The 22,730-nt window shown below is 68.8% G+C and carries 18 protein-coding genes; 3 read left to right on the top strand and 15 right to left on the bottom strand.

Translation table 11 applies throughout. The features are described from left to right. Positions 1-18: 18 nt before the first annotated feature. Positions 19-894, top strand: coding sequence for a pirin family protein (locus SOM08_RS11370; protein ID WP_322468958.1), 876 nt, complete (start codon positions 19-21; stop codon positions 892-894). Positions 895-1,018: 124 nt separating this feature from the next. Next, the gene (locus SOM08_RS11365; protein ID WP_322468957.1) at positions 1,019-2,374 is read left to right on the top strand and encodes a Kelch repeat-containing protein; all 1,356 of its coding nucleotides are present in this window, start codon (positions 1,019-1,021) and stop codon (positions 2,372-2,374) included. A gap of 42 nt (positions 2,375-2,416) precedes the next feature. Here SOM08_RS11365 and SOM08_RS11360 read toward each other — a convergent pair whose 3' ends face one another. From SOM08_RS11360 to SOM08_RS11295, 14 genes are all read right to left on the bottom strand, one after another. Next, positions 2,417-3,511: an enoyl-CoA hydratase/isomerase family protein gene (locus tag SOM08_RS11360; RefSeq protein WP_116957493.1), complete on the bottom strand. Its 1,095-nt coding sequence runs from the start codon at positions 3,509-3,511 to the stop codon at positions 2,417-2,419. A 30-nt stretch (positions 3,512-3,541) separates the two neighbouring features. Further along, a complete protein-coding gene (locus SOM08_RS11355; protein WP_322468956.1) occupies positions 3,542-4,567 on the bottom strand; it encodes a DMT family transporter in 1,026 nt (341 codons plus the stop codon). A 7-nt stretch (positions 4,568-4,574) separates the two neighbouring features. Continuing rightward, positions 4,575-6,401, bottom strand: a complete 1,827-nt coding sequence (typA, locus tag SOM08_RS11350) for a translational GTPase TypA (RefSeq protein ID WP_322468955.1) — start codon at positions 6,399-6,401, stop codon at positions 4,575-4,577. Beyond that, complete coding sequence (truB, locus tag SOM08_RS11345) at positions 6,398-7,372, bottom strand: tRNA pseudouridine(55) synthase TruB (protein ID WP_322468954.1); 975 nt, start codon at positions 7,370-7,372, stop codon at positions 6,398-6,400. Before truB ends, typA begins: the two co-directional genes overlap by 4 nt. A 2-nt stretch (positions 7,373-7,374) precedes the next feature. Beyond that, the gene (gene rbfA / locus SOM08_RS11340) at positions 7,375-7,749 is read right to left on the bottom strand and encodes a 30S ribosome-binding factor RbfA (RefSeq protein WP_070398620.1); all 375 of its coding nucleotides are present in this window, start codon (positions 7,747-7,749) and stop codon (positions 7,375-7,377) included. A gap of 27 nt (positions 7,750-7,776) precedes the next feature. Beyond that, positions 7,777-10,632 (bottom strand): translation initiation factor IF-2, encoded by a 2,856-nt coding sequence (infB, locus tag SOM08_RS11335; RefSeq protein ID WP_116957497.1) that lies wholly within the window; start codon positions 10,630-10,632, stop codon positions 7,777-7,779. A 30-nt stretch (positions 10,633-10,662) separates the two neighbouring features. Further along, on the bottom strand, positions 10,663-12,162 hold the full coding sequence (nusA, locus tag SOM08_RS11330) for a transcription termination factor NusA (protein WP_116957498.1): 1,500 nt from the start codon (positions 12,160-12,162) through the stop codon (positions 10,663-10,665). 37 nt (positions 12,163-12,199) lie between these two features. Continuing rightward, entirely contained in the window at positions 12,200-12,799 is a 600-nt protein-coding gene (gene rimP / locus SOM08_RS11325) for a ribosome maturation factor RimP (RefSeq protein WP_116957499.1), read from the bottom strand. A 132-nt stretch (positions 12,800-12,931) separates the two neighbouring features. Next, on the bottom strand, positions 12,932-13,156 hold the full coding sequence (locus SOM08_RS11320; RefSeq protein ID WP_116957500.1) for a DUF2788 domain-containing protein: 225 nt from the start codon (positions 13,154-13,156) through the stop codon (positions 12,932-12,934). Positions 13,157-13,162: 6 nt separating this feature from the next. Continuing rightward, on the bottom strand, positions 13,163-13,909 hold the full coding sequence (locus SOM08_RS11315; RefSeq protein WP_116957501.1) for a DUF2189 domain-containing protein: 747 nt from the start codon (positions 13,907-13,909) through the stop codon (positions 13,163-13,165). Between the two features lie 50 nt (positions 13,910-13,959). Beyond that, positions 13,960-15,564, bottom strand: coding sequence for a dipeptide ABC transporter ATP-binding protein (locus SOM08_RS11310; RefSeq protein WP_322468953.1), 1,605 nt, complete (start codon positions 15,562-15,564; stop codon positions 13,960-13,962). After that, positions 15,561-16,595, bottom strand: coding sequence for an ABC transporter permease (locus tag SOM08_RS11305; RefSeq protein ID WP_322468952.1), 1,035 nt, complete (start codon positions 16,593-16,595; stop codon positions 15,561-15,563). The genes SOM08_RS11310 and SOM08_RS11305 overlap by 4 nt, the downstream gene beginning before the upstream one ends. Then, entirely contained in the window at positions 16,595-17,620 is a 1,026-nt protein-coding gene (locus SOM08_RS11300; RefSeq protein WP_116957504.1) for a microcin C ABC transporter permease YejB, read from the bottom strand. The genes SOM08_RS11305 and SOM08_RS11300 overlap by 1 nt, the downstream gene beginning before the upstream one ends. 6 nt (positions 17,621-17,626) lie before the next feature. Beyond that, entirely contained in the window at positions 17,627-19,486 is a 1,860-nt protein-coding gene (locus tag SOM08_RS11295; protein WP_322468951.1) for an extracellular solute-binding protein, read from the bottom strand. A 38-nt stretch (positions 19,487-19,524) separates the two neighbouring features. Here SOM08_RS11295 and fabI point away from each other — a divergent pair, with 38 nt between their 5' ends. After that, positions 19,525-20,316, top strand: coding sequence for an enoyl-ACP reductase FabI (gene fabI / locus SOM08_RS11290; RefSeq protein ID WP_116957506.1), 792 nt, complete (start codon positions 19,525-19,527; stop codon positions 20,314-20,316). A gap of 69 nt (positions 20,317-20,385) precedes the next feature. Here the strand turns inward: fabI and SOM08_RS11285 are convergent, their stop codons facing one another. Then, complete coding sequence (locus tag SOM08_RS11285; RefSeq protein WP_116957507.1) at positions 20,386-22,674, bottom strand: arginine/lysine/ornithine decarboxylase; 2,289 nt, start codon at positions 22,672-22,674, stop codon at positions 20,386-20,388. Between the last annotated feature and the right edge of the window lie 56 nt (positions 22,675-22,730).

Here is a 22,730-nt window from a genome sequence, read left to right as displayed (position 1 = left end):
TGTTCTCAGGAGAAGTCCATGCTCAAGCCGATCCAAGGGGTCTACAGCGCGCCCCGCCCGCACTGGGTGGGCGACGGTTTTCCCGTGCGCTCGCTGTTCAGCTACGGCGACCACGGCGCCCAGCTCAGCCCCTTCCTGCTGCTCGACTACGCCGGCCCGGCGCAATTCCCGCCCAGCGATCGCCCGCGCGGCGTGGGGGTGCACCCGCACCGCGGTTTCGAGACCGTGACCATCGTCTACGACGGCGAGGTGGCGCACCGCGACTCCACCGGCGCGGGCGGCACCATCAGCCCCGGCGACGTGCAGTGGATGACCGCGGCCTCGGGCATCCTGCACGAGGAGTTCCACTCGCCCGCGTTCACGCAGCGCGGGGGCCAGCTGGAGATGGTGCAGCTGTGGGTGAACCTGCCCGCGCGCAGCAAGATGGAGGCGCCCGGGTACCAGAACATCCTGGACGCGCAGATCCCCGGCGTGGACCTGCCCGAGGGCGCGGGCCGCGTGCGCGTGATCGCAGGCGCCTACCGCGGCCACGCCGGCCCGGCGCGCACGCACACGCCCATGGACGTGTGGGACGTGCGACTGAACCAGGGCAAGACCGCGCGCCTGCCGCTGATCAAAGGCCACACCGCCGCGCTGGTGGTGCTGGCGGGCACCGTGCTGGTCAACGGCGAGGCCGTGGCCCGCGAGGCCCAGCTGGTGCAGTTCCAGCGCGACGGTGACGCGCTGGAGATCGAGGCCAACACCGACGCCAAGCTGCTGTTCCTGGGCGGCGAGCCGATCGAGGAACCCGTGGTGGGCCACGGTCCCTTCGTGATGAACACGCGCGAGGAGATCGTGCAGGCCTTCCACGACTTCCAGAGCGGGCGCTTCGGTCGCCTGGCGGCGCCGGCCTGAACACGCCAGCGCAGGGAGCCGGCCATGCAACGCCGGCCCCGCGCGGGCGCTGGTACGACAGGGGGCGATCGGGCCGCCGATGGTAGATTCGGCCATGGCGTATTCGATTGCTCCCAATTCCATAGTGAAAAAGCAAACAGGCCCCGCGGCGTGGCTGCGGGGCCTGGCGTTGTCGGCCGCGGCCCTGCTGGCCGCTTGCGGGGGCAATCACTCCGGCACACCCACTGCGACGGCCCTGACCTACGACACCCCAAGGGCGCTGTACGTGGTGGGCGAGTCCATTGCCACCAACCATGCGCGGCTCAGCGGCGGCTCCGCCAGCGCGTTCACCGTTTCGCCGGCCCTGCCCAGCGGGCTGACCCTCGACACGCTCACCGGCGCGATCACCGGCACGCCCACCGCGCTGCAGCGCGAGACCAGCCACACGGTCAGCGCCAGCCACCCCGCGGGCTCGGTCCAGACGCAGCTGCGCCTGACCGTCACGGGACGCGGCGCGTGGACATCCGTCGCGACCGTCCCGACGCCCCGCCACTACGCGACCCTGTCGCGCCTGCCCGATGGCCGCCAGTTGCTGGCGGGCGGCTATGCCCTCGGCGGCCCGTCCTCTGAGGCCGACATCTACGACCCCGCCAGCGGCAGCTGGAGCGCGGCGGCCCCCATGCTCGTCGCGCGCGCGGATCCGGCGGCCGTGGTCCTGGCCGATGGCAGGGTCCTGGTCTTCGGCGGCGATGCCGCCGGCTTCAGCACGCTGGCCAGCGCCGAGCTCTATGACCCGCTGGCCAATACCTGGACGGCCACGGGCAGCATGAACGAGGCGCGCACGCGGCACAGCGCGCGCGTGTTGACCGATGGCAAGGTCCTGGTCGTCGGCGGATTCCGCGGCCCGGCGCCCCTCAGCTTCTCGAGCACGGCCGAGGTGTACGACCCGGCCACCGGCACCTGGACCGTGCTGCCCACCCCCTTGTCTTCCGCACGGGCGCAGCACGCGGCGCAGCTGCTGCCGGGCGGCACCACGCTGCTGGTCGCGGGCGGCGTCAACAGCGGGGGCTTCGTCACCTCGGCCGAGCTCTACGCGGTGGACGGCAGCGCCACCACGCCGATCGCCTTTGGCGGCAGCGGCAACGTCATGCTGTCGGTGCCATTGGACGACGGCAGCGTGCTCGTGACGAGCGATGCCGGCACGACGGCGTGGCGTTTCGACCCGCACACCTCGACCTGGACCACGAGCACGCAAAACACCGGCCGGCTCCTGCCCACCATAACGCTGCTGGCCGACGGCCGCGTGCTGCTGGCGGGTGGCTCTGGCCAGACCACCGCCGAGATCTACAACCCGGACCTCAACGTCTGGACCAGCGCCGCCTCCATGGCCCATGTGCGCCAGGCCGCGGTGGCCAGTCGACTGGACGACGGCCAGGTGCTGGTGGTGAGCGGCTCTGTCGCCGGGGTCGAGGTCAACTCGACCGAACGCTACACCCCCTGACGGCACGCAGGGCCCCGCGCCTGGCGCGTGGGCCCGCCGGCCTCAGCCCAACGAGCGCAGCGGGTGCGCGTGCGCCGGCCAGGGCGAGACGAAGAACGCGGCCACCTGCTCGGGCGTGACGTCCTCGATGCGCGCCGGGTTCCACTTCGGCGCGTGGTCCTTGTCGATGGCGAGCGCGCGCACGCCTTCCACCGTTTCGCTCGCCGCGCCCGGGCGCAGGTGGAAGCAGTGGCGCACCAGGTCGCGCTCCATGCGCAGGTCCTCGGCCAGGCCCACGCGGCGCGCGCGGCGGATCTGCTCCAGCACCACGTGCAGCATCAGCGGCGAGCGCTGGCGCAGCACCTGCAGCGTCTCCTTCGCCCACTCGCTGCCGCTGGCCCCCAGTGCGGCCACCATGGCGGACACCGAGCCCAGGCCGAAGACGGCGTTGACCTCGTCCACCGGCCAGGGCGCGGCGGGCGCCTGCGCCTGCAGGTGGCTTTCCACCCAGCGCTGCACGGCCTCGCCGTTCTCGAAGGGCGTGGCGCCCAGGCTGTCCCAGAGCTTGGGCAGGCGCTGCGATTCGATGTGGCCGTCGGCCAGGCCCGCGCTCAACGCCTCGCGGCCTTGCAGCATCCGGCCCGTGAGGCCCAGGTACTCGCCAAGGTGGCCCGCGCACCGGCTCAGGAAGTAGCCGCCGCCCACGTCGGGGAACAGGCCGATGTTGGTTTCGGGCATCGCCAGCTTGCTGCGCTCGGTCACCACGCGCAGGCTGGCGCCCTGGCTGATGCCCATGCCCCCGCCCATGCAGATGCCGTCCATGAAGGCGATGTAGGGCTTGGGGTAGGTGTGGATCAGGTGGTTGAGCGCGTACTCCTCGGTGAAGAAGTCCTCGAGCTCGGGGTTGCCGGCCAGCGCCGCCTGGTGGAAGAAGCGGATGTCGCCGCCCGCGCAAAAGGCGCCGAAGGGGCCCTCCTTGTTGACGCCGCGGATGGCCACGGCCAGCACCGCGGGGTCCTCGCGCCAGGCCAGCAGCGCGGCCGTGAGCCCGCGGATCATGCCCAGCGACAAGGCGTTCAGCGCCTTGGGACGGTTGAGCGTGATCAGGCCCACGCGGCCCTGCACTTCGGTGATCACGAGCGGTTCGGTCGAAGACATGCGGGTACTCCAGGCGGTGGTTGTTCTTCCTCAGGCGCCACGCGAGTCGCGGGCGTCGCGGGCGTCCAGGGTTTGTATGCGGGGCGTGCCGCTGCGCGAGCGCCAGCCCAGCAGCTCATTGGTGAGCAGCGCGCCGATGACCAGGCTGCCGCCGATCAGCACCTCGGCACCGGGCTCTTCTCCCGCACCCAGCCAGGCGAGCAGGATGCCGAAGATCACCTCCAACAGGGCCAGCAGCGACACCTCGGGCGCCTTGAGGGCGCGCGAGCAGACGACGACCAGCGCGCAGGGAATGGCGAGCTGCACCAGGCCCAGCAGCGCCAGCCAGGCGATGTCGCGGCCCGTGGCATCGAAGGGCAAGGCCATGGGCAGCGTGAACAAGGAAGAGATGAGCCCGCCGAGCAGCACCGAAGGCACGAGATCGATGTGCCGGCCCTGGGACTTGCCGCGCTGCATCACCGTCCAGTTGATGGCGCCGGCAATGGGCACGCACAGCGCCACCAGCGAGCCGATCACCAGCGCGCTGGTGTCGATGTCGGGCCGGGCAAAGGCCTGCAGGAACTGGCTGCCGTACATGTAGACGATGCCCAGGCCCGCGACCACGATGGCGGCCCATGTCCGTGGCGCCAGCGTCTGACCGATGGTGAAGCGCGCCAGCAGCGCGGTGAACAGCGGCCCCGCCGCCATGATGACGAGTACGTTGGCCACGGTGGTGAAGGTCAGCGCCAGCATGAAGGCGGTGAACATCACGCTCCAGCACACACCGCTCATCCAGAATGCCCCGGACCCCGGCTGCATGCCCCAGTGGCGCTGCCATGGGCCCTGCCCTGGTTCGTCCTCGAGGCTGCCCGCCGCGCGGTCGGCCGAGCGCCACAGCGGCAGGATAACCAGCAGCGACAGCGCGGTGAAGGCGCTGCGCCAGAAGGTCACCTCGAAGCGAGCGGCCGATTCGAGCTGGCGCGCGACCACGCCGGCGATGGACCACATCAGGGTCACCGCGACCATCAGGAAGACCGCCTGCGTGTGCGTCAGGCGGCTCAGCAGGCGGAAGGGCATGGTCGGCTCAGGCGTCGCGTGACGCGCGCTTGCGCTCGTGCTCTTTGAGGAAGCGCTTGCGCAGGCGGATGCTCTTGGGCGTGATCTCGACCAGTTCGTCGTCCTCGATGAACTCGACGCCGTACTCCAGCGTGAGCTGGATGGGTGGCGTGATCTTGATCGCGTCTTCCTTGCCGCTGACGCGGAAGTTGGTGAGCTGCTTGGTGCGCGTGGCGTTCACCACCAGGTCGTTGTCGCGGCTATGGATGCCGACGATCATGCCTTCGTACACCGGGTCGTTGGCCTTGACGAACATGCGGCCACGGTCGTCGAGCTTGCCCAGTGCGTAGTTGAAGATCTCGCCGTCGTCCATGCTGATCAGCACGCCGTTCTTGCGGCCGGCGACCTCGCCCTTGTGCGGCTCGTAGCCGTCGAAGATGTTGGCGATCAGGCCCGAGCCGCGCGTGAGGTTGAGGAACTCGTTGCTGAAGCCGATCAGGCCACGCGCCGGAATGCGGTACTCCAGGCGCACGCGGCCACGGCCATCGGGTTCCATGTTGATGAGCTCGCCCTTGCGTTCGCCCAGGGCCTGCATCACGCCGCCCTGGTGCTGCTCTTCCACGTCGGCCGTCACCAGTTCGATGGGCTCGTAGCGCTCGCCATTGATCTCCTGGAACACCACGCGCGGCTTGCTCACCGCCAGCTCGTAGCCCTCGCGGCGCATGTTCTCGATCAGGATGGTCAGGTGCAGTTCGCCGCGGCCCGAGACCTCGAAGATGCCGTCCTCATCGGTGTCCTTCACGCGCAGGGCCACGTTGCTCTGCAGCTCCTTCTGCAGGCGGTCCCAGATCTGGCGGCTGGTGACGAACTTGCCTTCGCGGCCGGCCAGCGGGCTGGTGTTGACGCAGAAGTTCATGGTCAGCGTGGGCTCGTCGACCTTGAGCATGGGCAGCGGCGCGGGGTTGGCCGGGTCGGTCAGGGTTACGCCGATGCCGATGTCTTCGATGCCGTTGATGAGCACGATGTCGCCGGGGCGGGCCTCGCTGGTCTGCACGCGGTCCAGGCCCTGGAAGGTCAGCACCTGGTTGACGCGGCCCTTGACGCTCTTGCCGTCGGGGCCTTCCATCACCAGCACGTCCATGGACGGCCTGAGCGTGCCGGCGTTGATGCGGCCCACGCCGATGCGGCCCACGAAGCTGGAGTAGTCCAGCGCCGAGATCTGCAGCTGCAGCGGCGCATCGGGGTCGCCTTCGTGCGCGGGCACGTGCTTGAGCACGGTCTCGAACAGGGCCGACATGTCCGGGCCCCATTGCTCACCCGCCGGGCCTTCCTCCAGCGAGGACCAGCCGTTGATGCCGGAGGCGTAGACGACGGGGAAATCGAGTTGCTCGTCGGTGGCGCCGAGCTTGTCGAACAGGTCGAAGGCGGCGTTGATCACCTTGTCGGGATTGGCGCCAGGCTTGTCCACCTTGTTCACCACCACGATGGGCTTGAGGCCCAGGGCCAGCGCCTTCTTGGTCACGAAGCGCGTCTGCGGCATCGGGCCTTCCTGGGCGTCGATCAGCAGCACCACGCCATCGACCATGGACAGCGCGCGCTCGACCTCACCGCCGAAGTCCGCGTGGCCGGGGGTGTCGACGATGTTGATGTGCGTGCCCTTCCAGCTCACGGCGCAGTTCTTGGCCAGGATGGTGATGCCACGTTCGCGTTCGATGGCGTTGTTGTCCATCACGGTGTCGACGACTTTTTCGTGCTCGGCGAAGGTGCCGGACTGGCGCAGAAGCTGGTCGACCATGGTGGTCTTGCCGTGGTCGACGTGGGCGATGATGGCGATGTTGCGGATGGGTCTGCTCATGGTGCGGGTGCCTCGGTTTCGAGGATTTGCTGGATGTCGGTGGGGCTCAACAGGCGCCCCGGGATGAGTTCGCCGCCCTGGACGTGGGCGGTGCCCAGCAGGACGGTGGGCGTGGGGTCCGCGGGCGAAGGGCCGAAGACGGCCACGCGCTCGCGGTTGGGCCAGTCGCCGCGGCGGCGCACGCCGCTCAGGAAGCGCCCGGCATGCTCGGCGTCGAGCGCGATCCGTTCATGGCCCTCGAGCAGGGCCTCGACCGGCTTCAGGGCGCCCAGCCGCTCGGTTTCGCCCATCGCCTCGAGCGCGTCGAGCGTGACGGCGTCGGCCACGCCGAACGGCCCGGTGGCCACGCGGCGCAGCGCGATCAGGTGACCGCCGCAGCCCAAAGCCTCGCCGATGTCCTCGCCGAGCGTGCGGATGTAGGTGCCCTTGCTGCAGACCACGCGCAGGCGCAGCTGGGGGGCCTCGCCGTGCAGCTGCAGATCGAGCAGCTCGATCTCGTGGATGCGCACGCGGCGCGGCTCGCGCGCCACGGTTTCACCCTCGCGCGCGTACTCGTACAGGGCCTTGCCGTCCTTCTTGAGCGCGCTGTGCATGGGCGGCACCTGGTCGATCTCGCCCATGAAGCGGTCCAGCACCTCCACCACCTGGCCGGCGGAGCACGACACGGGACGGGTGTCGATGACCTCGCCCTCGGCGTCGGCCGTGCGCGTGCGCACGCCCAGTCGCACGGTGGTTTCGTAGGTCTTGTCGGCGTCCAGGTGCAGCTGGCTGAACTTGGTGGCCGCGCCAAAACACAGCGGCAGAACGCCTGTGGCCAGGGGGTCGAGCGTGCCGGTGTGTCCGGCCTTTTCGGCGCGCAGCAGCCACTTGGCCTTCTGCAAGGCCTGGTTGCTGGACAGGCCCAGCGGTTTGTCGAGCAGCAGCACCCCATGCACGGGGCGCCGTTGCACCCTCGTGCGTTGGCGCTGCATGGCTAGTCCTCGTTCTTGGAACGCGAAGCCACCGCCTTGGAAATCAAGGCGTTCATGTCGGCCGCGCGCTCGGTGGTGCGGTCGAACACGAAGTGCAGCGTGGGCACGGTGTGGATGTGCAGGCGCTTGAACAGCGCGTTGCGCAGGAAGCCCGCCGCGGCGTTGAGGCCTTCGGCGGTTTCCTCGGGGTTGCCGGTGAGCAAGCTGAAGAACACCTTGGCGTGCGCGTAGTCGGGCGTGACCTCGACCGCGTTGAGCGTGACCATGCCCACGCGCGGGTCCTTCAACTCGCGCGCGATCAGCTCGGCCAGATCGCGCTGGATCTGGTCGGCCACGCGGTAACCGCGGTTGGGAACGGACGAGGCCTTGCGGGGCATGGTGTGTCTCTGGCTGGCTCGGGTGGATTACAGCGTGCGCGCCACTTCCTTGACCTCAAAGAATTCGAGCTGGTCGCCCTCTTTGATGTCGTTGTAGTTGCGCAGCTTGATACCGCACTCGAAGCCTTCCTTGACCTCGCGCACGTCGTCCTTGAGGCGCTTGAGCGACTCCAACTCGCCGGTGTGCACCACCACGTTCTCGCGCAGCAGGCGGTAGTGCGCGCTGCGCGTGACCATGCCCTGCGTGACCATGCAGCCCGCCACCGTGCCGATCTTGGACGCCACGAACACCGTGCGGATCTCGGCCATGCCGATGACCTCTTCGCGCTTCTCCGGCGCGAGCATGCCGGACATGGCGGCTTTCAACTCGTCCACCGCGTCGTAGATGATGTTGTAGTAGCGCAGGTCGACGTCGTTGCCCTCGGCCAGCTTGCGCGCGCCGGCATCGGCGCGCACGTTGAAGCCGATCACCACGGCGCCGGCCGCGATGGCCAGGTTGACGTCGCTTTCGCTGATGCCACCCACGCCCGCGTACACCAGCTGCACCTTCACCTCGTCGGTGGAGAGCTTGAGCAGCGAGGCGGCCAGCGCTTCCTGCGAGCCCTGCACGTCGGCCTTGATGATGATGGGCAAGGTCTTGACCTCGCCGGCGGCCATGTCCGCGAACATGTTCTCCAGCTTGGCGGCCTGCTGCTTGGCCAGCTTGGTGTTGCGGAACTTGCCGGCGCGGTAGGTGGCGATCTCGCGCGCGCGGCGCTCGTCGGCCATCACCATGAACTCGTCGCCCGCCTGCGGCACCTCGGCCAGGCCCTGGATCTCCACCGGAATGGAGGGGCCGGCTTCCTTGGTGGCCTTGCCGTTCTCGTCCAGCATGGCGCGCACGCGGCCCGAGGTCTGGCCCGCCAGCACCACGTCGCCCACCTTGAGCGTGCCGCTCTGCACCAGCACGGTGGCCACGGCGCCGCGGCCCTTGTCCAGGCGCGCCTCGATCACCAGGCCCTTGGCCATGGCGTCCACCGGCGCGGTGAGCTCCAGCACCTCGGCCTGCAGCAGCACCTGCTCGAGCAGGTCGTCGATGCCCATGCCGGTCTTGGCCGACACGGCCACGAAGGGCGACTCGCCGCCGAACTCCTCGGGCACGACCTGCTCGGCCACGAGCTCGGACTTCACGCGCTCGATGTTGGCCTCGGGCTTGTCGGCCTTGGTCATGGCCACCACGATCGGCACCTCGGCCGCCTTGGCGTGCTTGATGGCTTCCTTGGTCTGCGGCATCACGCCGTCGTCGGCGGCGCAGACCAGGATGACGATGTCGGTGGCCTGGGCGCCGCGGGCGCGCATGGCCGTGAAGGCCTCGTGACCCGGGGTATCGAGGAAGGTGACCATGCCGCGCGGCGTGTCGACGTGGTAGGCGCCGATGTGCTGCGTGATGCCGCCCGCCTCGCCCGCCGCCACCTTGCTGCGGCGGATGTAGTCGAGCAGCGAGGTCTTGCCGTGGTCCACGTGGCCCATGACGGTGACCACGGGCGCGCGCGGCTTGGCCTCGGCCTGCTGCTGCGACACCTCTTCGTCGGTGAAGGCCTCGGGGTCGTCCAGCGCGGCCACGACGGCCTTGTGGCCCAGCTCCTCGACCAGGATCATCGCGGTGTCCTGGTCCAGCGACTGGTTGATGGTGACCATCTGGCCCAGCTTCATCAACTGCTTGATCAGCTCGGACGACTTGACCGCCATCTTGTGCGCGAGCTCGGCGACCGTGATGGTCTCGGGCACGTGCACCTCGATCTGCTTGAACTCGGCCGGTGCCTGGAAGCTGCTCTGGCCGTCGCGCGAATCGCGCGAGTCGCCACGGCGGCCACCGCCACGCGGGCCGCTGCGCCAGTTGCCGCGGCCGGAGCTGGTGTCGCCACGGGTCTTGATTTCCTTCTTCTTGGCCGCGTCGTCCTTCCAGGTGGAGGACAGGTTCTCGGACTTGACCTCTTTCTTGCCGGCACCCGCGGCCGCGCCCGCCGCCGCACCGGCGGGGGCCTTGGCGACGGTGCCCGCGGGCTTGTGCAGCGTGCCCTTGAGGCCGGCCTTGGCGTCGGCCGGGGGCTCGGGCTTCTTCGCCACCAGGGTCTTGGCCGGCGCGGCCATCATGGCGCGGATGTTCGCGGCTTCGGCTTCGGCCTTGCGCCGGCGCTCCTGCAGGTCGGCGGCGCGCAGCTCTTCGGCCTTGCGTTCCTCGGCCGCCTTGTCGGCGGCGGCCTTGGCGGCGGCCTCCTTGTCCGGACCTTTGACCTTCACGGCCGTGGTCGCGGGCTTGGCCGGCGCCGCTTCTTCGACCGCCGGTGCCGCGACGGCGGCGGCGGCAGCTGCGGCGGCGGCAGCCGCTTCGCGTTCCTGCTTGGCGGCGGCTTCGGCGGCGGCCTTGGCCTCCTCGGCCTCGCGCGCGGCGCGCTTGGCGGCCAGCTCTTCTTCCTGGCGGCGGATCAGCTCGGCCTGGCGGCGCGCCTCTTCCTCGCGGCGGGCCAGTTCGCCTTCGTCGACCACGGGGGCGGCGGGTGCCGCCGGCTCCTCGGCCACGGCGGGCGCAGCCGTCGGCTCATCGTCGCGCTTGATGAAGGTGCGCTTCTTGCGCACCTCCACCTGGATGGTGCGCGCGCGGCCCATGGCGTCGGCCTGCTTGATCTCGGACGTGGACTTCTTGACCAGCGTGATTTTCTTGCGCTCGCCCCCGGCCGTGCCGTGCGCGGCCTTGAGGTGGCCGAGCAGCTGCTGCTTGTCCGTCTCGGTGATGGGGTCGGACGGCGTGGACTTGCGCACGCCGGCGGCCGCCAGCTGCTCCAGCAGCACGGCGGCGGGCTTGTTCAGTTCGGCGGCGAATTCGGCGACGGTATTACTGGTCATGTGTTCTGTGCTCCGTGGGCCTCCGGGTGATCAAGACTGGGACTGCGTTTCGTCACCGGTGAACCAGTGCGCGCGCGCCTGCATGATCAGCTCGGTGGCTTGCGCTTCCGACTGGCCCGTGATCTCGGTGAGTTCGTCCGTCGCGAGATCGGCCAGGTCGTCGCGGGTGTGGATGCCGGCCTCGGCCAGCTTGGCGATCAGCTCGGGCGTGAGGCCGTTCAGGTCGCGCAGGTCCTGCGAGACTTCCTCGACGCTTTCCTCGCGGGCGATCTCCATGGTCAGCAGCGCGTCCTTGGCGCGGGTGCGCAGCTCGTTGACCGTGTCTTCGTCGAAGGACTCGATCTCCAGCATCTCCTGCAGCGGCACGTAGGCCACTTCTTCGAGGCTGGTGAAACCCTCCTCGATCAGGATGTCGGCGATCTCCTGGTCCACGTCCAGCTTGGACATGAACAGCGTGCGGATCGAGCTGGCCTCCTCGGCCTGCTTCTGGGCCGATTCGTCGGCCGTCATGATGTTGATGCGCCAGCCGGTGAGCTCGCTGGCCAGGCGCACGTTCTGCCCGCCGCGGCCGATGGCGATGGCCAGGTTCTCTTCGTCCACCACCACGTCCATGGCGTGGCGCTCTTCGTCGACCACGATGGAGACCACGTTGGCCGGCGCCAGCGCGCCGATCACGAACTGTGCCGGGTCTTCGGACCACAGCACGATGTCCACGCGCTCACCCGCGAGTTCGTTGGTGACCGCATTGACGCGCGAACCGCGCACGCCCACGCAGGTGCCGATGGGATCGATGCGCTTGTCGAAGCTGTGCACGGCGATCTTGGCGCGCGAGCCGGCGTCGCGGGCGCACTTCTTGATCTCCAGCAGGCCCTGCTCGATCTCGGGCACTTCCTGGCGGAACAGCTCGATCATGAACTCGGGTGCCGAGCGCGACAGCAGGATGGGCGCGCCGCGCAGCGTGAGGTCGACCTCCATGATCATGGCGCGCACGCGGTCGCCGGTGCGGAAGTTCTCCTTGGGGATCATCTCGCCGCGCTTGAGGCGGCCTTCCACGCGGCCGCTCTCGACGATGAGGTCGCCCTTGTCCATGCGCTTGACGGTGCCGACGAAGATCTTGTCGCCGCGCGACATGAAATCGTTGAGCAGCATCTCGCGCTCGGCGTCGCGGATCTTCTGCAGGATGACCTGTTTGGCGGCCATGGCACCGATGCGGCCGATGGGCACGCTTTCCACCGGTTTTTCGATGTAGTCGCCCTCTTCGATGTCGGCGATCTCGTCGCGCGCGTCGGACAGCATTTCCTCGGCGTCGGGGTTCTGCAGGCCGGCCTCGTCAGGCACCACCAGCCAGCGGCGGAAGGTTTCGTAGGCGCCCGTGTCCGGGTCCATCGCCACGCGGATGTCGACCTCGCCCTTGTAGAGCTTCTTGGTGGCCGAGGCCAGCGCCTGCTCGACCGCGCCGAGCACCACGTCGCGCTCGACGTTCTTCTCGCGCGAGATGGCATCGATCAGCATCAACATTTCGCGGTTCATCGTTCAGCCCACCTTTCCAATCCAATACGGTCCGTTGTTATGTTCTGTCGGCCGGCTCGGCGCCCGCCTCGCCGGCAGTGCCCCGGCCCTTGAAGTTAACGATCGGCGCCAGCCGCGCCTGAGCGATTTCGTCGAGCGTGAAGCCCAGCGCCTGCAGCGGTGCGGGCTCGCGCTTCTTGCTCACGCGCTGGCCCGGCTTCACCGGCGGCTCGTCGCTCCAGACGATCTGCCAGCGCCCGTCGGCGGCGCGCTCCAGCGTGCCGCGGAATTTCTTGCGATTGGCCGACACGGCGCCATTGGCGCCCAGCGGCGCCTTGAGCGTGATGTCGATCACCTGGCCTTCGAAGCGCAGGAAGTCGTTCTCATGGCGCAGCGGGCGGTCGATGCCCGGCGAGCCGACTTCCAGGCGCCGGTAGTCCGTGCCCTCGACCTCCAGCGCGTACTGCATCTGGCGGGTGATGCGCTCGCAGTCCTCCACCGTGACGAAGCGCTCGGGCGGGCGGGGCTGGCCGTCGGCGGGAGGCTGCCAGGGCCAGTCCACCGTGACGCGCAGCAGGCCGCCGGCGGACCGTTCCAGGTCCACCAGGTCGAAGCCCAGCGCGGTGACGGTTTGCGCGACGGTGTCTTGCCAGCCCATGGTTGAAATGCATCAGGCCGGCATCGGTTTCCCGCCCGGCCAAAAAAAAAGGGCCGGTAAGTACCCGCCCAATTGGTCGTGAAGCGCGCATTGTAGCGCGCCAAACCTGGCCTAGCAAGCTGCGAGCCAGGCTCAGATGCCCAGCAGCCACTGGATCAGGCTCTTGGCCAGAAAACCCAGCATGCCGAAGGACAGCACCATGAACAGCACGAAGGTGCCGAAGCGCCCGGCCTTGGACTCCCGGGCCAGGTTGAACACGATGAACAGCATGTAGAGGATGAAGGCGCCGATGCCCACGGTCATGCCGAACTGGGCGATCTGCGCCTCGGTAAAGCCCCACAGGGTGCCGGTGGCCATGGCGCCTCAACGCTCCGCGTCGGCCAGCAACTCGCGCCCCGCGTGCCAGCTGGCGTGCGCCAGCCAGGGGATCGCCACCACCAGCCCGAGCATGGCCAGCCCCATGCCCAGGGCCACCAGGGCCGCGATCAGCACCGCCCACAGGGTGAGCGTGAGCGGGTGGCTGGCCACGGCGCGCCAGCTGGCGCCCACGGCGGTATGCACCGGCACGGGCCGGGCCACCAGCATGGGCAGGGCCACCACGGTGCTGGCATAGACCGGCGCCGCCAGCAGCGCGCCCTGCAGCAGCCAGACCTCGAACAGCCCCGGCTCGGGCGCCAGCACCACGTAACGCAGGAAATCCAGGGGCTTTTCGATCGGCACCGGCGAGGCCAGGGTGATCAGCCCGGCCGAGGTGAGCACCCAGCCGGTGCCGGCCAGGGCCAGCAGCAGGCCGAAGCGCACCAGCCGCCCGTCGCCCGAGCGCCACAGGCCCAGCACCTCGGACAGCGGCGCGCGGCGCCCGGCCGCCAGGGCCTGGCTGACCACGTACAGGCCAGTGGCCAGGATGGGCGCGACGATCAGGAAGCCCGAGAACGCCCCCGCCAGCAACCAGAAGCGGTCGCGCGCCAGGGTCAGCAGCAGCAGGCCGAAGCCGGCGATCAGCGCGCCGTGCAGCAGGCCCGGCAGCGGCTGGGCCCACAGGTCGCGCCAGCCCAGGGCCAGCCAGCGCAGGCAGGAACGGGGGGTGATGGGCGGGATCGTCTCGGCCATGGCGTGCGGGCGATTCTGGGCTGAGGGCGCCGGCGCGGCACTGACCTGGATCAAGCCGCGGCCTGAACCAGCAGGCGCGTATAGGGGTGAGCGGGCGCGGCCAGCACCTGCAGCGCGGGGCCGCGCTCGACGATGGCGCCGTCCTTCATGACGATGACCTCGTGCGCCATGGCGCGGATCACGTCCACGTCGTGCGTGATCAGCAGGAAGCTCAGGCCCCGGTCGCGCTGCAGACGCTGCAGCAGGGCAAGCACCTGCTTCTGCACGGTCACGTCGAGCGCGCTGGTGGGCTCGTCGAGCACCAGCAGCTGCGGCTCCACGATGAGCGCGCGCGCGATGGCCAGGCGCTGGCGCTGGCCGCCGGAGAACTCGTGCGGGTAGCGCTGCAGCCAATCGGCGCCGCGCTGCGGGTCATCGACCAGCCCCACCTCGGCGAGCAGCGCGCTCACGCGCTCCCGGCGCGCGGCGACCGACAGGTCCGGCCGGTGCACCGCCAGCCCCTCGCCCACGATCTGCTCGATGGTCAGGCGCGGCGAGAGCGAGGAGAACGGGTCCTGGAACACCACCTGCACGCGCTGGCGCAGCTCACGCAGGCGCTTGTCGCGCCTGGCCTCGGCCCACCCGCTGCCGGTCACGTCCAGCCGGCCCTCGAACGGCAGCAGGCCCAGCGCGGCCAGGGCCAGGGTGCTCTTGCCCGAGCCCGATTCGCCGATCACCCCGAGGGTGCCGCCCGCCGGCACGGCCAGGTCGGCGCCCTGCACCGCCGTGAACGCCCCCTTGCGGAACCAGCCTTTGAAGCCTGGCAGGGGCACGGGATAGCTCACGCGCAGGCCCTCGGCGCGCATCACCGGCGCGGCGCCGGCCGGGGGCTCGACCACGGCGCGCTCGGGCTGGCTGGCCAGCAGCTTGCGGGTGTAGGCGTGCTGCGGGCGCTGAAACACCTCGGCCACGCTGCCCTGCTCCACCAGCTGGCCCTTCTCCATCACCGCCACGCGGTCGGCGAAGCGGCGCACCAGGTGCAGGTCGTGCGTGATGAGCAGCACCGCCATGCCGTGCTGGCGCTGCAGGTCCGACAGCAGCGCCAGTATCTGGCCGCGCAGGCTCACATCCAGCGCGGTGGTGGGTTCGTCGGCGATCAGCAGCCTGGGCCGGCTGGCCAGGGCCATGGCGATCATGGCGCGCTGGCGCTGGCCGCCGCTGAGCTGGTGCGGGAAGGCGTCGACCCGGCGCTCGGGCTCGGGAATGCCGGTGGACGCCAGCAGCTCCACCGCCCCGGCCCGCGCCTGGCGCGGCGTCAGGCCGCGCTTGAGCTGCAGCACCTCGCCGATCTGGTTGCCCACGCTGTAGAGCGGGTTGAGCGCGGTCATGGGCTCCTGGAAGATGACCGCCACCTCGTCGCCGCGCACCCCGCGCAGCTCGCGCTCGCCCAGGGCCAGCAGGTCGCGCCCGCCCAACAGGGCCCGGCCCGAGACCTCGGCGTTGACCACCAGCCTGAGCAGCGACAGCGCCGACACCGTCTTGCCCGAACCCGACTCACCCACCAGCGCGAGCTTCTCGCCCTCGGCGATGGTGAAGCCGACGCCGTGCACCACCGGCTGGCCGCCGAAGGCGATGCGCAGGTCCTGCACGTCCAGCAGTGCCGGTCGTTCGCTCATCGGTCGGCCTTTCGGGGATCCAGCGCGTCGCGCAGCGCGTCGCCCATGAAGGTGAGCAGCAGCAGGGTGAGCACCAGCACGCCGAAGGTGGACAGCGAGATCCACCAGGCGTCGATGTTGTTCTTGCCCTGGCTCAGCAGTTCGCCCAGCGAGGGCGTGCCGGGCGGTACACCCAGGCCCAGGAAGTCCAGCGAGGTGAGCGCCAGGATGGCCGCGCTCATGCGGAAAGGCAGGAAGGTCACCACCGGCGTCAGGCTGTTGGGCAGGATGTGGCGCCACATGATCTGCACGTTGCTCAGGCCCATGGCGCGCGCGGCGCGCACGTAGTCGAGCTGGCGGTTGCGCAGGAACTCGGCGCGCACGTAGTCGGACAGGCCCATCCAGCCGAACAGGCTCAGCAGGACCAGCAGCAGGCCCACGCTGGGCGCGAACACGGCCGAGAAAATGATGAGCAGGTACAGCTCGGGCATGGCGCCCCAGATTTCGATGAAACGCTGGAAGGCCAGGTCCGTCTTGCCGCCGAAGAAGCCCTGGATGGCGCCGGTGAGCACGCCCAGCAGCACACCGATGACCGTGAGCGCCAGCGCGAACAGCACGCTCACGCGAAAGCCGTAGATGAGCTGGGCCAGCAGGTCGCGGCCGCGGTCGTCGGTGCCCAGCCAGTTGGCGGCGCTGGGTCCCGAGGGGTTGGGCTTCTCGGCGAAGTAATTGATGGTTTGCGAGCCGTAGGGATTGGGCGCGTAGAGGGCCCAGTTGCCGTCCCGGGTGATCTGCTCGCGGATGAACGGGTCGAGGTAGTCGGCGGCGGTCTGGAAGTCGCCGCCGAACACGGTCTCGGGCAGGTCCTGCACGATGGGGAAATAGGTCTTGCCCTCGTAGCGCACGACCAGCGGCCGGTCGTTGGACAGCACCTCGGCGAACAGGCTGGCCACCACCAATGCGCCAAACAGCAGCAGGCTCCAGTAGCCCAGGCGGTTGCGCCTGAAGCGCTGCCAGGCGCGCCGGCCGGGGCTCAAGGAAACCGCTGCCATCAGTCGAACTTCACGCGCGGGTCCACCCACACGTAGCACAGGTCGGAGATCAGCTTGGTCACCAGGCCGATCAGGGTGAACAGGAACAGCGTGCCCAGCACCACCGGGTAGTCGCGGCGGATCACGCTCTCGTAGCTCAGCAGGCCCAGGCCGTCGAGCGAGAACAGGGTCTCGATGAGCAGCGCGCCGGTGAAGAAGGCCCCGATGAAGGCGGCCGGGAAACCCGTGACGATGGGGATCAGCGCGTTGCGGAACACATGCTTCCACAGCACCTGGCGCTCGCCCAGGCCCTTGGCCCTGGCGGTCATCACGTACTGCTTGCGGATCTCCTCCAGGAAGGCGTTCTTGGTCAGCATCGCGATGACGGCGAAGCTGCCCAGCACCATGGCCGTGACCGGCAGGGTGATGTGCCACAGGTAGTCCACGATGCGCGCGCCCCAGCCCAGCTCGTCCCAGTTGGCCGAGGTGAGGCCGCGCAGCGGGAACCACTGCAGCTGCCCGCCAAAGACCACCAGCAGCGCCACGCCCAGCACGAAGCCCGGGATGGCGTAGCCCACGAGCACGATCAGCGTGCTGACCAGGTCGAAGCGCGTGCCGGCGCGCACCGCCTTGGCCACACCCAGCGGCACAGCCACGCCATAACTGATGAGGAAGGTCCACAGCCCCAGGCTGATGGACACCGGCAGCTTCTCGGCGATGAGTTGGGACACCGGCTTGTTCTGAAAGAAGCTGGTGCCCAGGTCGAAGCGCGCGAAGCGGCCGATCATCTCGACGAAGCGCTGGTGCGCGGGTTTGTCGAAACCATAGAGCGCCTTGATCTGCTCGATGCGCTGCGGGTCCACGCCCTGCCCGCCACGGTACAGGGCACCGCCTTCAGCGCCCGTGCCACCCGCGGCGCGCGCCTCGGCCAGGTACTGCTCCACCGGACCGCCGGGCACGAACTGGATCACCACGAAGGTGATCAGCAGCACGCCGAACAGCGTGGGCAGCATCAGCAGCAGGCGTTTGAGGATGTAAGCCCACATGGCGCGTCAGTCCTGCTGCCGTGGGGCGGCCCACCAGGTGTCGATGGCCCAGGCCTCGCCGGTGGCGTACGGGGGCATTTCGGGCGGGCGCTGCAGGCGCCAGGCGTTGTAGGCCAGGCGGTGCGTGGACGCCGACCACTGCGGAATCAGGATGTGGCTGTGGGCGATCGCGCGGTCCAATGCCCGGCAGGCGGCGAGGAAATCGGGCTGGGTCTTGGCGCCCACCATGCGAGCGATGAGCCGGTCCACCACCGGGTTGGCCATGCCCGCGTAGTTGCCCGAGTCGGGCGTTTTCGCGGCCTCGCTGCCGAACAGGTCGGCGTACTCGGCGCCGGGGTTGGTCGTGCCCTGGAAGGCGATCGAAATGATGTCGAAGTCGAAGGTGCGCAGGCGCTGCTGGTAGAGCGCGAAGTCGACGGGCCGGAAGCGCAGCGTGATGCCGAGCTTTTGCAGGTTGCGGATCCAGGGCGAGACCACGCGCGCGCCGGTTTCGTTGCTGTCGAGGTACTCCAGCACCAGGGGCTCGCCCTGGGCGTTCTTGAGCACGCCGTCCTGCACCGTCCAGCCCGCCTCCCGCAGCAGCGCCTGGGCCTTTCGCAGGTTGCCGCGCAGCGACTGCCCGCCGTCGGTGCGTGGCGGCGCATACATGGGCCCGAACACGGCCGGCGGCAGCTGCGCGCGGCCTGGCTCGAGCAGCGCCAGTTCCTCGGGCGAGGGCGAACCCTGGGCCGCGCACTCGGTGTTGCCGAACAGGCCCCGCACACGCTGGTAGGCGCCATAGAACATCTGCCGGTTCATCCACTCGTAGTCCACCGCCAGGTCCAGGGCCTCGCGCACGCGGATGTCGTCCAGCGGCTTGCGCCGGGTATTGAGCACATAGCTCTGGAAGCCAGTGGGCAGCTTGTGAGGCAGCTCGATCTTGACCAGCTCGCCGCTGTCGAACTTGCGGCCGTTGACGCGGCGCGCCCAGTCACCGGCCGAGAAGAAGCGCATCAGGTCGAACTCGCCCGCCTTGAGCGCCTCCAGTCGCGCCGTGTTGTCCTTGTAGATCTTCACCGAGATGCGGTCGAAGTTGGCCGTGCCGCGGCGCACCGGCAGGTCGCGCGCCCAGTAGCCCGGGTCGCGCACATAGGTGATGTCGCGGCCGAACTTCACCGGTCCGATGGTGTAGGGGCCGCTGCCGATGGGCGGGTCCATCACGACCTTGTCGAAAGTCTTGCGCTGGCCGGTGGCGGGATCGGGCTCATTGCCCCACTGCCGGCTGAAGATGGGTATGGCCCCGACGGTGAGCGGCAGTTCGCGGTTGGGCCGCTTGAAACGGAAGCGCACGGTGCGCTCGCCGAGCACGTCCAGGCCCGCCACGTCCGCCAGGATGGTCTTGTAGGCCGGCGAGGTGTAAGGGCCCAACAGGGTGTCGAAACTGAACTTCACGTCGGCGGCCAGCACCGGGTCGCCGTTGTGGAACTTGGCCGTGTCGCGCAGCCGAAACACCACGGACAAGCCGTCGGGCGCGGCCTGCACGTCCTCGGCCAGCAGACCGTAGCCGGAGCCGGTCTCGTCCAGCGCCCCGGTCAGCAGCGAATCGAACATCAGGCCGCTGAGGTAAGCCGGGGCGGTGCCGCGCAAGCTGAACGGGTTGTACTTGTCGAAATTGCTGACGCGCAGATTGCTCACCAGGCGCAGTTCGCCGCCCTTGGGCGCCTGCGGATTGACGTAATCGAAGTGGGTGAATCCCTCCGGGTACTTCAATTCGCCCCAGATCGCATACCCGTGCGCAGCCCACAGCGCCGGCGCCGCCAGGCCCAGGGTCCACGCCACGCCCCAGCGGCACAGCCGGCGCAGCAAGGAAAGGGGCGTAACGTGCATGCGACAATTCTGCGTGATTTTTTCCTGGAGTCCGATCAATGGGTTTTCTCGCTGGCAAGAAGCTGCTCATCACTGGGGTGCTGTCCAACCGTTCCATCGCCTACGGCATCGCCAAGGCCTGCCACGAACAAGGCGCTGAACTGGCCTTCAGCTACGTGGGTGAGCGCTTCAAGGACCGCATCACCGAGTTCGCCGCCGATTTCGGCTCCACGCTGGTCTTCGACTGCGACGTGGGCGACGACGCCCAGATCGAGAAGCTGTTCAGCGATCTGTCTCAGACCTGGCCCACCTTCGATGGTTTCGTGCACGCCATCGGTTTCGCGCCGCGCGAAGCCATCGCGGGCGACTTCCTGGATGGTTTGTCGCGCGAGGCCTTCAAGATCGCGCACGACATCAGCGCCTACAGCTTCCCGGCCATGGCCAAGGCGGCCCTGCCCTACCTCAACCAGCGCGCCGCCCTGCTCACGCTGAGCTACCTGGGCGCCGAACGCTGCGTGCCCAACTACAACACCATGGGCCTGGCCAAGGCCAGCCTGGAGGCCTCGGTGCGCTACCTGGCCGAATCCCTGGGTCCCAAGGGCATGCGCGTCAACGGCGTGAGCGCCGGCCCCATCAAGACCCTGGCCGCCAGCGGCATCAAGGGCTTCGGCAAGCTCATGAACCTGGTGTCCACCGTGTCGCCGCTGCGCCGCAACGTCACCATCGAAGACGTGGGCAATGCCTCGGCCTTCCTGCTGTCCGACCTGTCCTCGGGCATCACGGGCGAGATCATCTACGTCGACGGCGGCTTCAGCCACGTGGTGGGCGACTCGGCCAACGCCGAGGCCTGATCCCCGGGCGTCGGCCACAAAAAAAGGCCCTGCAGCGCAGGGCCTTTTTGCTGAATGCGCGCCGGCCGCTCAGGCCTTCACGCAGTCCGCGAAATAGGCCTTGCGCCCGTCCTCGCCCACGGTCTCCACCAGGCCGTGGATGTCGGTCTCGAAACCCGGGCACTCGCGCGCGAACTCGCGGTTGAACTTGAGGTAGTCCACGATCTTGCGGTTGAACACCTCGCCCGGGATCAGCAGCGGGATGCCCGGCGGGTACGGCGTCACCAGGCTGGTGGTGATGCGGCCCTCCAGCTCGTCGATGGGCACGCGCTCGGTGGTGCGCTGGGCGATGTGGGCAAAGGCCTCGCTGGGCTTCATGGCCGGCAGCAGGTCGCTCAGGTACATCTCGGTGGTCAGGCGCGCGATGTCGTACTTGGCGTAGAGCGCATGCACGTGCTGGCACAGGTCGCGCAGGCCCATCTGCTCGTAGCGCGGCTGCTTGGCGCAGAACTCCGGCATGATGCGCCACATCGGCTGGTTCTTCTCATAGTCGTCCTTGAACTGCTGCAGCGCCGTGAGCAGCGTGTTCCAGCGGCCCTTGGTGATGCCGATGGTGAACATGATGAAGAAGCTGTAGAGGCCGGTCTTCTCCACCACCACGCCGTGCTCGGCCAGGAACTTGGTGACGATGGACGCGGGGATGCCGGTTTCGCCGAAGCTGCCGTCCATGTCGAGGCCGGGCGTGACGATGGTGGCCTTGATCGGGTCCAGCATGTTGAAGCCCGGCGCCATATCACCGAAGCCGTGCCAGTCGCGCTCGGTGTGGTGCTCGGCGGCGTCGTCGCGGCGGCGGTTGAGCACCCAGTCCTTGGCCTCGCCCACGCCCTCGTCGGCCAGGCGGTCCGGGCCCCAGACCTTGAACCACCAGTCGTCGGCGCCGAAGTCGTCCTCGACCTTGCGCATGGCGCGGCGGAAGTCCAGCGCCTCCAGCAGGCTTTCCTCGACCAGCGCGCGGCCACCGGGCGGCTCCATCATGGCCGCGGCCACGTCGCAGCTCGCGATGATCGCGTACTGCGGGCTGGTGCTGGTATGCATCAGGTAGGACTCGTTGAACAGGTGCCGGTCGAGCTTGACGTTCTGCGAGTCCTGCACCAGCACATGGCTGGCCTGGCTGATGCCGGCCAGCAGCTTGTGGATGGACTGGGTGGCGTACACCACCGACTCCATGGGCCGCGCGCGCTTCTTGCCCATGGCGTGGTAGTTGCCATAGAAGGGATGGAAGGCCGCGTGCGGCAGCCAGGCTTCGTCGAAGTGCAGGTTGCCGACGTAGCCATCCAGCATCTGCTTGATGGCCTCCGTGTTGTAGAGCACGCCGTCGTAGGTGCTCTGCGTGAGGGTGAGGATGCGCGGCTTGACGGCGGCGGCGTCCACGCCCTTGAGCAGCGGGTTGGCGCGGATCTTGGCCTGGATGGCCTCGATCTCGAACTCGCTCTGCGGGATCGGGCCGATGATGCCGTAGTGGTTGCGCGTGGGCTTGAGGAAGACGGGAACGGCGCCCGTCATGATGATGCTGTGCAGGATGGACTTGTGGCAGTTGCGGTCCACCACCACCACGTCGCCCGGGGCCACCGTGTGGTGCCAGACCATCTTGTTGCTGGTGCTGGTGCCGTTGGTGACGAAGAAGCAGTGGTCGGCGTTGAAGATGCGCGCCGCGTTGCGCTCGCTGGCACCGATGGCGCCGTTGTGGTCGAGCAGCTGGCCCAGCTCCTCGACCGCGTTGCACACGTCCGAGCGCAGCATGTTCTCGCCGAAGAACTGGTGGAACATCTGGCCCACGGGGCTCTTGAGGAAGGCCACGCCACCCGAGTGGCCCGGGCAGTGCCAGGAATAGGAGCCGTCCTCGGCGTAGTCCAGCAGGGCCTTGAAGAACGGCGGCTGAATACCTTCGAGGTAGCTCTTGGCCTCGCGGATGATGTGGCGCGCCACGAACTCGGGCGTGTCCTCGAACATGTGGATGAAGCCGTGCAGTTCGCGCAGCACGTCGTTGGGCAGGTGCCGGCTGGTCTTGGTCTCGCCATAGATATAGATCGGCACGTCGGCGTTCTTGCGGCGCACCTCTTCGATGAAGGTGCGCAGGTTCAGCACCGCGGGGTCGAGGTCCGGCCCCTGGCTGAACTCCTCGTCGTCGATGGACAGGATGAAGGCGCTGGCGCGGCTTTGCTGCTGCGCGAACTGCGACAGGTCGCCATAGCTCGTGACGCCCACGACCTCCATGCCCTCGCTTTCGATGGCCTGCGCGAGCGCGCGAATGCCCAGGCCCGAGGTGTTCTCGGAGCGGAAATCCTCGTCGATGATGACGATGGGGAAACGGAACTTCATGCGGCTCTCCTGGCGAAGCGCGCAAGTGTACGGAAAACGCATGTCCGTCCGGCCTT

Origin of the sequence: Hydrogenophaga sp. SNF1 (genome assembly GCF_034421675.1) — a bacterium.
GTDB classification, from domain to species: domain Bacteria; phylum Pseudomonadota; class Gammaproteobacteria; order Burkholderiales; family Burkholderiaceae_C; genus Hydrogenophaga; species Hydrogenophaga borbori.
This window is presented reverse-complemented; position numbering and strand designations above follow the sequence as displayed.

Bases quoted from the DNA above. Each gene is read 5' to 3' on its own strand.
- truB (WP_322468954.1), bottom strand. From the start codon at position 7,372: ATGCAGCGCCAACGCACGAGGGTGCAACGGCGCCCCGTGCATGGGGTG.
- SOM08_RS11360 (WP_116957493.1), bottom strand. From the start codon at position 3,511: ATGTCTTCGACCGAACCGCTCGTGATCACCGAAGTGCAGGGCCGCGTG.
- nusA (WP_116957498.1), bottom strand. From the start codon at position 12,162: ATGAACCGCGAAATGTTGATGCTGATCGATGCCATCTCGCGCGAGAAG.
- SOM08_RS11285 (WP_116957507.1), bottom strand. From the start codon at position 22,674: ATGAAGTTCCGTTTCCCCATCGTCATCATCGACGAGGATTTCCGCTCC.
- SOM08_RS11370 (WP_322468958.1), top strand. From the start codon at position 19: ATGCTCAAGCCGATCCAAGGGGTCTACAGCGCGCCCCGCCCGCACTGG.
- typA (WP_322468955.1), bottom strand. From the start codon at position 6,401: ATGAGCAGACCCATCCGCAACATCGCCATCATCGCCCACGTCGACCAC.
- rbfA (WP_070398620.1), bottom strand. From the start codon at position 7,749: ATGCCCCGCAAGGCCTCGTCCGTTCCCAACCGCGGTTACCGCGTGGCC.
- SOM08_RS11305 (WP_322468952.1), bottom strand. From the start codon at position 16,595: ATGGCAGCGGTTTCCTTGAGCCCCGGCCGGCGCGCCTGGCAGCGCTTC.
- fabI (WP_116957506.1), top strand. From the start codon at position 19,525: ATGGGTTTTCTCGCTGGCAAGAAGCTGCTCATCACTGGGGTGCTGTCC.
- SOM08_RS11315 (WP_116957501.1), bottom strand. From the start codon at position 13,909: ATGGCCGAGACGATCCCGCCCATCACCCCCCGTTCCTGCCTGCGCTGG.
- SOM08_RS11355 (WP_322468956.1), bottom strand. From the start codon at position 4,567: ATGCCCTTCCGCCTGCTGAGCCGCCTGACGCACACGCAGGCGGTCTTC.
- SOM08_RS11300 (WP_116957504.1), bottom strand. From the start codon at position 17,620: ATGTGGGCTTACATCCTCAAACGCCTGCTGCTGATGCTGCCCACGCTG.
- SOM08_RS11295 (WP_322468951.1), bottom strand. From the start codon at position 19,486: ATGCACGTTACGCCCCTTTCCTTGCTGCGCCGGCTGTGCCGCTGGGGC.
- infB (WP_116957497.1), bottom strand. From the start codon at position 10,632: ATGACCAGTAATACCGTCGCCGAATTCGCCGCCGAACTGAACAAGCCC.
- SOM08_RS11310 (WP_322468953.1), bottom strand. From the start codon at position 15,564: ATGAGCGAACGACCGGCACTGCTGGACGTGCAGGACCTGCGCATCGCC.
- SOM08_RS11320 (WP_116957500.1), bottom strand. From the start codon at position 13,156: ATGGCCACCGGCACCCTGTGGGGCTTTACCGAGGCGCAGATCGCCCAG.
- rimP (WP_116957499.1), bottom strand. From the start codon at position 12,799: ATGGGCTGGCAAGACACCGTCGCGCAAACCGTCACCGCGCTGGGCTTC.